The organism is Paraburkholderia sp. SOS3, assembly GCF_001922345.1.
Lineage (GTDB): Bacteria > Pseudomonadota > Gammaproteobacteria > Burkholderiales > Burkholderiaceae > Paraburkholderia.
Genome location: NZ_CP018811.1, coordinates 2,178,178 through 2,190,626, shown reverse-complemented (window position 1 = coordinate 2,190,626; position 12,449 = coordinate 2,178,178). Strand labels below are relative to the sequence as shown.

The 12,449-nt window shown below is 59.2% G+C and carries 8 protein-coding genes; 3 read left to right on the top strand and 5 right to left on the bottom strand.

Annotation, left to right across the window (positions count from 1 at the left end; genetic code table 11):
- Positions 1-78: 78 nt before the first annotated feature.
- From BTO02_RS09955 to BTO02_RS09940, 3 genes are all read left to right on the top strand, one after another.
- The gene (locus BTO02_RS09955; RefSeq protein WP_332262262.1) at positions 79-1,299 is read left to right on the top strand and encodes a porin; all 1,221 of its coding nucleotides are present in this window, start codon (positions 79-81) and stop codon (positions 1,297-1,299) included.
- Positions 1,300-2,021: 722 nt separating this feature from the next.
- Entirely contained in the window at positions 2,022-2,939 is a 918-nt protein-coding gene (locus BTO02_RS09950) for a LysR family transcriptional regulator (protein WP_075156898.1), read from the top strand.
- Positions 2,940-3,322: 383 nt separating this feature from the next.
- On the top strand, positions 3,323-3,769 hold the full coding sequence (locus BTO02_RS09940) for a MarR family winged helix-turn-helix transcriptional regulator (protein ID WP_083615056.1): 447 nt from the start codon (positions 3,323-3,325) through the stop codon (positions 3,767-3,769).
- 5 nt (positions 3,770-3,774) lie between these two features.
- Here BTO02_RS09940 and BTO02_RS09935 read toward each other — a convergent pair whose 3' ends face one another.
- From BTO02_RS09935 to BTO02_RS09915, 5 genes are all read right to left on the bottom strand, one after another.
- The gene (locus BTO02_RS09935; protein ID WP_075156895.1) at positions 3,775-6,573 is read right to left on the bottom strand and encodes an ATP-binding protein; all 2,799 of its coding nucleotides are present in this window, start codon (positions 6,571-6,573) and stop codon (positions 3,775-3,777) included.
- A 292-nt stretch (positions 6,574-6,865) separates the two neighbouring features.
- Positions 6,866-8,008 carry a DUF3800 domain-containing protein gene (locus tag BTO02_RS09930; protein WP_075156894.1) on the bottom strand — a complete coding sequence of 381 codons (1,143 nt, stop codon included), beginning with the start codon at positions 8,006-8,008 and terminating at the stop codon, positions 6,866-6,868.
- 234 nt (positions 8,009-8,242) lie between these two features.
- The gene (locus tag BTO02_RS09925; RefSeq protein ID WP_075156893.1) at positions 8,243-9,547 is read right to left on the bottom strand and encodes a tyrosine-type recombinase/integrase; all 1,305 of its coding nucleotides are present in this window, start codon (positions 9,545-9,547) and stop codon (positions 8,243-8,245) included.
- Positions 9,548-9,769: 222 nt separating this feature from the next.
- Complete coding sequence (guaA, locus tag BTO02_RS09920; RefSeq protein ID WP_075156892.1) at positions 9,770-11,353, bottom strand: glutamine-hydrolyzing GMP synthase; 1,584 nt, start codon at positions 11,351-11,353, stop codon at positions 9,770-9,772.
- A gap of 246 nt (positions 11,354-11,599) precedes the next feature.
- The gene (locus BTO02_RS09915) at positions 11,600-12,445 is read right to left on the bottom strand and encodes a hypothetical protein (protein WP_075156891.1); all 846 of its coding nucleotides are present in this window, start codon (positions 12,443-12,445) and stop codon (positions 11,600-11,602) included.
- Positions 12,446-12,449 lie beyond the last annotated feature (4 nt).

Below are 12,449 nucleotides of genomic sequence, written 5' to 3'. Positions count from 1 at the left end.
ATCACCTAAATCGACGGATACGGTTTCCATACACATCATCCAACGATTCGTAAGCTTTCCCACTTAGGCATCCTAAAAATGAAACCTATGTCTATCGAGTTTGTTCTCAATCACGGACGATTCGCATTGATCTCCGCAATCGGCGTGTGCCTTTCGGTAGCACACCTCACGCCGGCGCTTGCGCAGAGCAGCATCACGCTATTCGGCGTTGCGGACGAAGGGCTCACGTTCAGCACCAATGCGGGCGGCAAGCGCCAATATGCGCTGACGAGCGGCAACGAGGGGCAAAGCCGCTGGGGGCTCAAGGGAACGGAAGATCTCGGTGGTGGCTTGAGCGCCTTGTTCACCTTGGAGGGCGGCTTTAACGGATCGAACGGGACCATGACGCAAGGCGGCACGCTGCTCGGACGGCAAGCGTTCGTCGGCCTTTCATCCAACGATCTTGGCACGCTGACTTTGGGCCGACAATATCCAATCACCTATGACTATGTCGGCATATTCACGGCCGGGGGTGTCTGGGCGCTCACAGGCGCGGGTTATGGCGCCCACCCGGCCGATCTCGACGATATGGATGGAAGTGAGCGGATCAACAATGCCGTTAAATACCGATCGCCGAGCTTTGAGGGATTCAGTTTCGCAGCGATGTACAGCTTCGGGGGTGTCGCGGGCCACATTTCGAGAAACGCTTACTACTCCGCGGCCGCAAGCTACGCGAACGGACCGATTGCGTTGGGCGCTGCATACGCAATGGCGAAGAATCCCAACTTCTCGGTTTTCGGCAGCAACGCCTCGGCCAGCACGACCGCAGCCAACATGAGCGGACCCGTCATTTCAGGACTGGCAGGCGCCGGTTCGCTCGAGATCGCCGGTGTCGGCGGCAGCTATCAGATCGGGCGGGCAACGCTTGCCGCCGCTTATACGCACTCATCCTTTAACAGCCTGGGCGCAACTGCCGTAACAGGCGTCAATTCCGCTGCCCTCGGCAGGGCCGCCGTGTTCAACATCGCGGAAATCAGCGTGCGCTACATGGTGACGCCTGCGTTGATGCTTTGCGCCGCGTACGAATACACGGCAGCCGGCGGTCTGGCGGGACGCGACGGTGCAAGGTATAACCAGGTCGATCTCGGCGCGGACTACTTCGCTTCGAAACGCACGGACGTCTACGCAATGGCGGTCTTCCAGACGGCGTCCGGATACGACTCGACTGGCAAGAAAGCGGTGGCGAGCTTGGCCTACGCAATACCGTCGACGTCGAATCGCCAGCTCGTCGCCGTCGTGGGGGTGCGTCATAGATTCTGAGGTTTCTAGCGTCGCGCAGCCCACCCTTTTCGGTCGTGCGACTCACTGTTTCTCGAGCTCGCCTAACGCCCAGCCGCCCTGACTGCTTGACCCTCCAACCGCCGCGCGCGGCGTGCGATAGCAACGGTATTCAACCAGCGGCCACATCATAGGGTAGACACTCACGCAGCCGGTAACCGTGATAGAAAAGTTCGACGAGCTGCCGAATTCTAAAAGCGCAGCCGCTTTGTTGCGTTGCATAAGGCATCGGCGATCGGGATGCGCTCGCCAGTCCGTGTGCCGGACGGTTTGCCACTTTGAGTTGCACACACTGGGCTCTAAGGCGCCGCAAGATCGTCGGCCAAGCGCATAAAAACTCGGTCTGGATGTAACTGATGAGGTGAACTACGGCATAGCGAATACCAGCGATGAGTTTTCCGCATTCGATCCCTCTGCTCAGCGCACACACGATCTGGCAGGCGTGCGGCGAAGATACCGAACGAGCAGTACTGCGTGCGCACCACCTTCAGTTACGCCACCGTCGCCCCGGTTGCAAAAACGCTTGCGGCAGAGAATCCATGCCCGATTAACACTGCTTAACGGCGATTAACACTCGGAAACTTCTCAAAAGCACGCCCCGAACATACTATCGGCAATATTCGTCGCCGGCGTCTAGTCTACTTCCTCAGAAGCTTGCAAACGCACCGCGATGGTGCTTACGTTTGGCTCCGGGTCTGGTCTGCATGGACTATCTTGAAACTCTGCGCGTTTTTCGCGCTGTAACAGAAACAGGAAGCTTCACTCGGGCCGGCGACATCCTGGGCATTGGGGCGCCGGCTGTGTCGAGAGCCATTTCGTCGTTGGAAAAACGGCTTTCGAGCCGGCTGTTCCATCGAAGCACACGCCAGGTCGCCCTAACGGAAGCCGGCGCGAGGCTACTTGAGCGCTGTACACGCATACTTGAGGACTTAGTCGCGTTGGAAGCCGACGCTCGCGACCAGACGCTGATGGCGACCGGCCTGCTTAGGATTGTCGCGCATACCACCGCGACAATGAGTTTGCTCGTGCCTTTGATGAGCACCTTCAAGCGGCGCTATCCCGGCGTCGAACTCGACGTGACGCTCCTCGAACGACCGGTCGACCTTGCTGCCGACGGCTACGATTTGGGAATTGTGCTGCCGTACATGCTCAGGAGCGATACAGTGATCACAAGATTGCTTGAGCGGATTCCGCAAGTAATTGTCGCATCGCCCGAGTATCTCGCGCAGCATGGGACGCCAGAAAAGCCCGCAGATCTAACAAGTCACCGATTCGTAACCGTGTCACCTGGCATACGGAAACCGATTGTGAACGGTGCCTGCAATGACGAAAAGTTTGAAATACAAATGAGTGCGGACGTGGCTTCTAACAGTCCTGCATTCAACGCAGAGATGGTCCGTGCCGGCCTGGGCCTCGGGATTCTTCCGGTGCCACTGGTGCATGAAGATGTTGCGTCAGGCCGTCTGATAAACGTTCTGTCTGGCTGTGAGCTTTCGGACAGAAACATCGAAATCCGGCTGGCTTACAGCAGTCGTACGCTTCTACCTGCTAAGGTCAGAGCGTTTATCGAACACGCGTCGGAGGCCTTCAGCCCCTCGGATGCTTCGAATTTGAATATGTGACGCGGCATGGTCGCCGCAAAGAGAATCGGTGTTCGCGGAGCGGAAAGACGAGGGTGACTACGCGATGGGTTGCATGGCTATGATATAGGGACCATGCTAAATCCGTTTGGCGGCTAGTTCGTCGTCCTCTTCCCAGATTTGGCGAGCAACCGTGCGCAAAGTTGAAGACAGTCATGCTACCAAAACCTTACGCTTAAGGCGAACAGTTGTACCTAGGATCAAGATGGCCTCGCCAGCCGACTGCAGTCATCACTCATTCGGCTGACAGCAACTGGCATTGAGAACGACTCGGCAAGCCACGGCAGACCGATGAATGCTTCCCCGACCAAACGATGCTTCGGGCCAATTGACGTCTGCCGCCGGATAACGAGGTTGAGGTCGTAATGATAAACCCAGTTGATGAAGGCTTTCTTCGTGAACATGAGCTCGCAATGGCGTTGCGCCGAACAGGCGATCTGGTCATCCACGAGATCGATGCCGGTTTGTCGGATTTCGCGGTCAATTTCCTACAGCTGAGCATGCTAGTGGCAATAGCTAGTGGGCGAGCTCATTCGCCTGCTGGCATCGCGCAAAAACTTGATGTGGATCGCGCAGTGGTGACCCGAGCACTCGATAAGCTGGAGGCGAATCACTTCGTCCAGCGCAGGCGCAGCGTCGATGATCGCCGAAATGTGCTTGTCTCTCTGACAGAGCCGGGGGCAATTAGTTTTAACAAGCTCTGTAATGTCGCTTCCGCTATTCTGCGTGCCAGGCTGGGCAAGGTTCCTAGCGGCGAGTGCGAACACCTGCAGTGCTTGCTCGCGCTTGTCAGGGGGGTTAGCAATGTCTGATAGGTTTAGCCAGCGTTTTTGTCTGCTGTGACCTGCCTAAGTACCGAGCGCGCTGCTTTCAAGTCTTTAGTTTCAGCACCTTGATCGAAGCGAGTCAAGATGTCGGACACGACGTCTTCAGCCTCAGCATGCTGCCCGCTGCCATCTAGCAGACGAGCCAGACTGGTCGCGGCCCGCAATTCCCAAGATAGCATTCCCTGCTTTTTGGATACTGCGATGGCTTCACGAAATAACACTTCAGACTCATTTATCGACCCCGTCGACTGAGCAAGATGCTGCTCACCTAACGCACGCCATATTTCCGCCGTCGCCCAACCCGCCTTTCCGGAACGTGCACGCTCGATCGCAAGCGGCGTCAACAATCGATGATTGACGCTTACGAGCTTTTCGTGCGCTGTCGGCGCCAAATGGTCAAAATGACGCCACCAACCTTGGCCTTCGGGCAAGTTTCGCTCTGGAAGCGCAAAAGCGTAGCATTTTGCCTGGTCTCGCCAGTTAATCAACAGGCGCTCGGTTGCCAAGCCCTCCAGCATCAGGAGGAACTGCGCCAGCTCGAGGTGGTCACCACGCCAGCATGCAACTGGGCACGCACCCGACGCCAAAGAACAGCACAACGACAAGTCATGTCCGAGCGCGCGCGCCTCCTCAACGCTCTGTAGTGCAAGACGAGCGGCATCGTCGACCTGACCCACGAGCCACAAGGTTCGGGACTCGAGGGACGTGAGAGCAGCGCGCGCGTCGTATTGTGTTGGGTCTTGCAGTGTTCTCCTCGCGCTTTGCGGCCCATACAACGACAGAGCAAGTGCAGAATGGCGGAGGGAGCTCTTCACTTCTCCACGCTGAGTGTCGACCAGTGCCTTCATACGATGGTACAACGGCACGTCGGCAATGCGCTTGCGGGTGAGAATGTCGAGGCGATCGCAGAAATTGTTGGCTCTCTGATACTCTCCCGCCATCGTCGTCATCACGATAATCCCGTAAAGAACTTGGACTTGGCGCGAATCGTGTTGATACTCCTCCGCTAGCGACAAAGCATCATGATATGCGCGAGTCGAGATCCCACCTCTGAGCGACTGCGTAAGAAAGTCTGCTTGTGCTAGGGCAAGTTGCAATCTGAACTCGGCTTCTGGTTCAGCATTTCTCGCACGATGCACGAGCTCGAGGGCTTTGTTGACCCTCTGACGGTATTCGTTACAAAGAGACAGCTGGTAAAACAAAGGGGCGCAGGCCCAAGTAAGCGAGACACCGGTCGCAACGTCACCTTCACTGGATAGCGACCAGTCCAGGGCTGCGCGCACATCGTCAAGAATCGACGCATCGCTTGCCAACGGGTCGATTGAAGACTGGTGCGCTGACCAGACAGCGGGTTCAGTGAACAGAGAGAGAAAGTATGCGGCGTGACGGCGAGCGGCTTCATCGAATTCATGCAGCAGCTTCAGCCTGTAGACTCCATACGCCCGAGTGCTGTCGAGCAGCCGAAACTTCGGTGGATGAGTCTTCGGAACTGCTGTCATTAGTGATTTGTCAACGAGACCGCTTACAGAACGGCGCGGTAACGGCTCCTGCGGCTCAACGAGCGCCGCCATCTGTGCCAAGGTGAACTCGCCGCGAAACAGCGATACGTACCGGAGAATCCGACGCTCCTCCTCGGTTAGGGTGTCATAGCTCCAATCGAGCGTCGCACGAAGCGTTCTGTGACGAGGCAGAGCCGTGCGGTGACCTCGCGCCAAAAGGTCGAGCCGGTCGTCAAGCGCATCCAATAGTCCTTGCGCGCTGTAAACGTGAACCTGCGACGCAGCCAGTTCGATCGCGAGCGGAAGCCCGTCTAGGGAACGGCATAGTTGACAAATGCATTCCACGTTCCCCTCGTCGAGCACGAACGCGTCCGCTTGCAATGCCGTGGCTCTCTCGCAAAAGAGCCGCACAGCTGAAAATGCCATGGCAAGCCCGGGCGTCTTCCCTTCAGACACGCTCGGTGCGTCGAGAGGTTTGAGCCGATACACCCATTCCTCGGGCACACGGAGAGGCTCGCGACTTGTGATAAGGATGGTCACATCGTCAACTTGACGATTTATCGTTTCGACCAGCGCGGCGGCAGCATCGATCACCCGCTCGCAGCAATCGAAAAGCAAGAGATGCGGGGTCTGGCGCAAGTATTCGACGATTGCGTTTGTTGGAGCGTCCGAATCGGCCAGGATTCCGAGCACTGACGCCACCGTGCTCGCTACATGGTTGGTGTTGCTGATCGAAGAGAGTTCGACGCTCACTGCTGTGACCGGCCGCGCGAGACCGAAAGAGCGTATGACAGAAAATGCTACCGCAGTCTTGCCAACGCCCCCGGGCCCTACTATCGATACCAGCCGCTTGTCAAGCAGCAGCTTCGAGATTGCAGCGACATCGCTGCGCCGGCCAATGAGGCGACCAATGTCATCCGCGGCTCGCGCCTCGCCGTCGGGCTGTTCCGTGAAGGCACGATCGGCTGCGCTTACAGGCCCGATGAAGCAGTAGCCCCGACCCGTGATGCTGCGGATACCGTGCGATTCGTCGAGGCCGACCGCCAGGATTTTCCTTAAAGCTGTAATGTGCACCCGCAGGTTCACATCCTCGACTACTGCTTTGGGCCAAACGACCTCGCGGAATTCTCTGTGTGAAATTATCTGTCCTGGCTTGCTGACGAGAAGGAGCAGTACGTCGAAAGCGCGTCCTCCTACCTCGATGAACTCACCATTGCGGAGTAACTGCCTCTCGTCTGGCAGTAGCTCGAACTGACCGAACAAAATTGGCGGGCGCGCGGGCGAAAACATCGGTTATCCTGGTCCACGAATTGGAGCGAGGAACGACGCTCGAATTGAGACTTAATTTCCGGGGCGAACGCGAGGGAATCCGCCGACCGGGGCGTCCCGTAATGATAGACGCTGTCAATTATCGACGGTCAATATTACGTCGTCACGTATGAGGCGTGAACTTTCGGCGGTATGGGGCCAAACCGCCTTCGGCGCGGCGGCCGCCGAAGGCTGTGGCCGGAAGCCACTACCTGATCGGCACGCCCTTGCCTGGTGTATGCCTTGCAGCCGTTCCGCCCGGTGGCAAGCGACGCTAGATCCGAAAAAGCACCGCAGCGTCGACCCCGGGTGCGACGCCCTCCTCCAACTGCAATCCCAAGACGTCCATCACCCGATCCGCAATTTCGTCTTTATAGTTGCGCTCGCCCTTGAAACTGAGCCGACGGTTCGCCGCACCCGCGATGACGTCGGCAAGCTGTACGAGCGCACTGTCTTTCGACGATACAGCGTTAAATCGCTCATCGAGCGAAATCCCATCAAGACGAGCACGCTCGACGCCATCGGCTACCCTGTTGCGCATTTCCGCCAAGACGATGCGGTCGATCGACTGCTCCTCGTCCATCGTGACCGCAACATGTCGTGGCACACCGACGCGGCCGCTTTCGATTTCGTGTCGTAGCCCGCGTACTAGCATGAACTCGTGCAGACGCTGCACCACTTCTTCGATGGGCCGCCGCGTGTTGCGCCTCGACATTGCGATCAGCTTGAAGCTGAGGAACTCCCGATTTGCCGCCACTATGTTGAGGTAGTCAACTACGGCCGCCATGTCACCCTTGCCGAACGCCGAAAAGTGCAATTCCCGCTTTGCGAATTTCGAGCCGGCCTGCCAGTCCTTGATGGCTTTGGTCACGTCATACACTGCGCGACCATTCAATACCCACACCGAACCGATGATGACGTGTTCATCGCCCTTCCCCGTCTCATCCGAGAAAACTTGCAGCGTCTGCCGTGGCGCTTCGTCGGTGAGCACGGCCTCACGCATCTCGTCTTCAAGCCCCTTGCGCCGGCGTCGCACCTTGTCTTCGGCCCGAAACAACTCGTATTCGTTCTGAATCTTCGCTCGTGCTCGCACGAGAAACGGCACGCGGTCGAGCTTGAAGAAGTCGGCGGGCTTGATGCCGTCGGGGTTGTACAGTTCGGGCTGAAACGTCTCCCAATACTTCAGGGCCAGTGCCACGTCACTGTTTCGCGCGGCTGGGTGCAGGTTGAGGATATGGGCGACGCGCGTCTGCTGGTTAGAAAAATCGCCCCCAGCGAGCGATGCGATCAAGCTCTCCTTTGCTTTCAGGCGCGCAGCTGCGCGCTTCGCGTCGTCGTCCGCGACAGTTGCGGGAGCCGCTTTCTGGATGGCGCCATCGGCAGCTTCAACCGCACCTTCGGCATACTTTTTTTCCATTCTTGGCTTCTCGCATCTTTTTTGTCCTGCCGAAGTTTATCCGACGCTGACTCGGTTCACGCGAGCGCTCTAGGCGCCTTCGCGAGCGAAAAGCGATAGTTACCCCGGCCAGCGATTCGACACATCTGATAACCGGAGTTATCACGAATACGCGACGTGCTTCTCAGCTTTTGCGTGTTCGGCTACTTTTCGTCTGCAATGTTTTCCCAATCTCGCGTTGGTTCTGGACAACAACTACGCGGTCGACGTCAAAGGACTTCTGGTCGGTCGTAGCCTTACGCCGTTCTCTATTTCAGGGTCCTTCACAATCCACCCGTCAAGCATCTCAGCCCATGTCTGTAGCATCCCCCTTCGCTGCTCGGCATATTCGGCCTTGTTGTACACGGCGCGCACCCCACGTTGTTCGTGCGCCAGACATTTTTCTATCCAGTCGCTGTTGAACCCGGCTTCATGCAGCTGCGTGCTCGCCGTTCTTCGCAAGTCATGAACCGAGAAGGACTCGAAATCCGGTGTCCCACTTTCACGAATCAGTCTGACCGCGCTGTCAATGACGCGATTCAATGTGGCCGCGCTGATAGGCAGTTCTAGTTCGTATCTCCCAGGGTGCAGGTACGAGCTTGCTCCAAAACACGTCTTGAAAGTAACCAGAATGTCCAAGGCTTGATCGCTTAGATAAATGTTGTGCGGACGCCCCCCTTTCATACGGTTTTTCGGAATCGTCCAGATCGCCGCATTGAAGTCCACTTCATCCCACGTTGCCAGAATAAATTCCGACTTGCGCACCATTGTCATGAGCATAAACTTGACCGCCAGACGCAACGTAGGAAGCGTAGGCGTGCGCCCCAGGGCCTTGAAGAACACGTGGATCTCCCCGGGTGTCAATGCCCGGTCCCGCGGCTTGAAGGTAGCGATTGCGGAGGGCCGGATGTCGTCCGCCGGATTGGCTACCTTCAGCCCTCTTGCCTGCGCAAAACGGTAAATCTGGAGAACGATGTCGCGCGCCTGAACGGCAGGTGCGGCCGCACCCCGCTCCTTGATCTTTTCACACCTCATCAGGAGCCTTGACGGTGTGATCTCTTCGAGCTTCAGCCGCCCGAACTCCGCTGCGAGGTTCCGGTCATAGACGGACTTCCTCATCGCGCGGGTCGACTCCGCGAGCTTGGCTTCCACGAAGTATTTTTCGGCCCATTTCCCGAACGTCATCGCGTCGGCCGCTTCTACGCGCTTTTCAACCTTCCTTCTGGATGGACTGACGCCCTGCTCTACTTCCCGGCGAGCACGCTCAAGGAGTAGCCTTGCTTCTGCAAGACGCATCGACATGCCAAAAGTAAGTTCGTCGGCAGCGCGTGCGCCGCGTGCTGGCAGCCCGGGATCGTAGCGGCCTATGACCAGGGTCTCCCGGCGCCCATTGAGACGATAGTCGAAGCGGAAACTCACCGCTCCGGCCGAGGTAACCGCCACGTACAGGCCGCGCTGGTCAGCCACCTTGTATATCCTGCCGGTCGGCTTGAGCGCCCGCAATTCGAGGTCCGTAAGCATGCAATACTCCGTGAACTGATACCGTGTTTGATACCGTCACCCGCCGTGACGGTATCAAAATGGATCGTCTGCAGAGAAGGATGCTATACCGTCGCTCATGCCGTCGGCGACGTAACGCTGCCGACGGACGGCAGCAGACCAAAATAGTCGATAAACCCTTGATCTTGTGGGGGAAATCAGGGAATCGACGGACCTCTGCAGACCACTGCAGAGGATCCTAAATTATTCCCACTCGATTGTCGCCGGCGGCTTACCCGAAATGTCGTACACCACACGATTGATCCCGCGAACCTCATTGATAATCCGGTTCGACACATGGCCGAGTAGATCATGCGGCAGATGCGCCCAATGCGCGGTCATGAAGTCGAGCGTCTGCACCGCGCGCAGCGCAACGACATATTCGTAAGTGCGCCCATCCCCCATCACGCCGACGCTCTTCACCGGCAGAAACACCGCGAACGCCTGGCTCGTCAGGTCGTACCACGACTTGCCCGTTTCCTTGTCGATGAACGTGCGCAGCGTCTCGATGAAAATCGCATCGGCGCGGCGCAGCAAATCGGCATACTCGCGCCGGACTTCGCCGAGGATCCGCACGCCAAGGCCCGGCCCCGGGAACGGATGGCGATACACCATCGCCGGCGGCAGGCCAAGCTTGACGCCGAGTTCGCGCACTTCATCCTTGAACAGCTCGCGCAGCGGCTCGAGCAGTTTCAGATTCAGCGTTTCGGGCAAGCCACCTACGTTGTGGTGGCTCTTGATGGTCTGCGTCGCTTTCTTGCCCTTGCCCGCCGACTCGATCACGTCCGGATAGATCGTGCCCTGCGCAAGCCACTTCGCGTCCGTCAGCTTCGACGCTTCGGTCTGGAACACTTCGACGAACTCGGCGCCGATAATCTTGCGCTTCGCCTCCGGGTCGGTCACGCCGGCGAGCTTCGACAGGAACGCCTCGCTCGCGTCGACATGAATCACCTTCACGCCGAGGTGATCGGCGAAGGTTGCCATCACCTGTTCGGCTTCGTTCAGACGCAACAGACCATGATCGACGAACACGCAGGTCAGCTGATCGCCGATTGCACGATGCAGCAACGCGGCCGCGACCGACGAATCGACGCCGCCCGACAGGCCGAGAATGACGTGTTCGTTACCAACCTGCGCACGAATCTGCTCGACCGCCTCGTCGATATAGTTGCCCATCTCCCAATCCGGCTTCGCGTCGCAGATCTGCAGCACGAAACGTTCGAGCATCGCGCGGCCCTGCACCGTATGCGTGACTTCGGGGTGCCATTGCAGCCCGTAGAAATGGCGCGTTTCATCGGCCATCGCGGCGATCGGGCACGATTCCGTCGACGCCATCAGCTTGAAGCCCTCCGGCATCTCGAGCACCTTGTCGCCGTGGCTCATCCATACCTTGAGCATGCCGTGGCCTTCCGGCGTGCGGAAATCTTCGATGCCTTCGAGGAAGCTCGTGTGGTTGCGCGCCCGCACCTCCGCATAACCGAACTCGCGCAAGTGCCCGCTGTCGACCTTGCCGCCCAGCTGCTCGGCCATCGTCTGCATGCCGTAGCAAATGCCGAGCACCGGCACGCCGAGTTCGAACACCGCTTGCGGCGCACGCGGCGTGTCGGTCTCGACCACCGAGCTCGGGCCACCGGACAGGATGACGCCCTTGGGCTTGAACTCGCGGATAAACGCGTCGCTGACGTCGTGCGGATGAATTTCCGACAGCACGTGCGCCTCGCGGATGCGCCGGGCAATCAGTTGGGTGACTTGCGAACCGAAGTCGAGGATCAGGATCTTGTCATGCATGGCAGCGGGCGGAATCGAATGGATGAAGATAGGGAAAACTGCGCGTCTCGCGCGGGTTTGATCTGAATTCTTGAACTGATTTTTTCGTGGCTCTCGTCGTCGGGACGGCCCGATGAAGCGGCTTTTCGTTGTTCACGTGCGCGGCAAGATGGGCGCAAGCAGCGAAGGCCGGATAGCGCAAAACCATGCTTGCTGAAGCGCGGGCGGACTGCGGGATCGGCTGGAAGCGGCGCAATGACGAGCGCCTCAGCCATGAAACGGCGGCCTCGGCGAGCCCGGCGACCCCGCCGCGTCGCGGCGCGCTTCCTCGCGTGCTTCGCGTGCGGCTTCGTCATGCGCCGCAGCGTCGGTTTCAGGGCCGCGCTGGCTGGCCGGCACCGCGGCAGCATCGGAGTCGAGCGCAGATCCACGCGCGTGTTCCAGCGGACGTCCGCTCACCGGATCGACCGCGCGTCCGCTCGCCGGGTCGATCGTGCGGCCGGTTGCGGGATCGATCACCGTCGCCTGACGCGGCGACAGCACCGGTTCGACGACAGGCTCGGTCGCCGCATAACCGCCGCCGGCCGGCGTCGCGCGTGCGGCCGCCTGCGCCTTCGCCTCGACTCGCGCTTCCTGCTTCGCGTCCTTCGCCGCCTGCCGCGCCGCGGCCTTATCGGCACGTTCCGCGGCGACCGCCTCGGCCGCGATCGCGCGTTCGCGGCGCCGGACCGCGCGTGCAAGCCGCACGCCGCCCAGCCCGACGACCAGCAATACGATCGCGACCACCACCGCCACCAGTTGCCCGAAGCCCGTCAGCGGCGGCGTATGCAAGCCGATCAGCCAGACCAGCATCAGCACCGCCGTGAGCCAGTTCACGTGCCCGATCACTTTGGCGACCGTCGCGGTCAGCGCGCCGTCGAGCGACGCATGCAATGCCAGCCACGCGAGCCCGATCAGCGCGAGCCCGAAGCCTTGCCCGACCAGCACCGGATCGGTCTGCACGAGGTGCAACGCGTCGTACAGCGATTTCCACGGCGTCGCGAGAAACAGCAACCCGAACGCCAGCAGCAATAGCGCATCGATGATCAGTACGGCACGCAGGAGCGGCTTCATCGGC

Excerpts from the sequence above, each read along its gene's own strand:
- BTO02_RS09950 (WP_075156898.1), top strand. The coding sequence starts at position 2,022 with ATGGACTATCTTGAAACTCTGCGCGTTTTTCGCGCTGTAACAGAAACA.
- BTO02_RS09935 (WP_075156895.1), bottom strand. The coding sequence starts at position 6,573 with ATGTTTTCGCCCGCGCGCCCGCCAATTTTGTTCGGTCAGTTCGAGCTA.
- BTO02_RS09915 (WP_075156891.1), bottom strand. The coding sequence starts at position 12,445 with ATGAAGCCGCTCCTGCGTGCCGTACTGATCATCGATGCGCTATTGCTG.
- BTO02_RS09955 (WP_332262262.1), top strand. The coding sequence starts at position 79 with ATGAAACCTATGTCTATCGAGTTTGTTCTCAATCACGGACGATTCGCA.
- BTO02_RS09940 (WP_083615056.1), top strand. The coding sequence starts at position 3,323 with ATGATAAACCCAGTTGATGAAGGCTTTCTTCGTGAACATGAGCTCGCA.
- BTO02_RS09930 (WP_075156894.1), bottom strand. The coding sequence starts at position 8,008 with ATGGAAAAAAAGTATGCCGAAGGTGCGGTTGAAGCTGCCGATGGCGCC.
- guaA (WP_075156892.1), bottom strand. The coding sequence starts at position 11,353 with ATGCATGACAAGATCCTGATCCTCGACTTCGGTTCGCAAGTCACCCAA.
- BTO02_RS09925 (WP_075156893.1), bottom strand. The coding sequence starts at position 9,547 with ATGCTTACGGACCTCGAATTGCGGGCGCTCAAGCCGACCGGCAGGATA.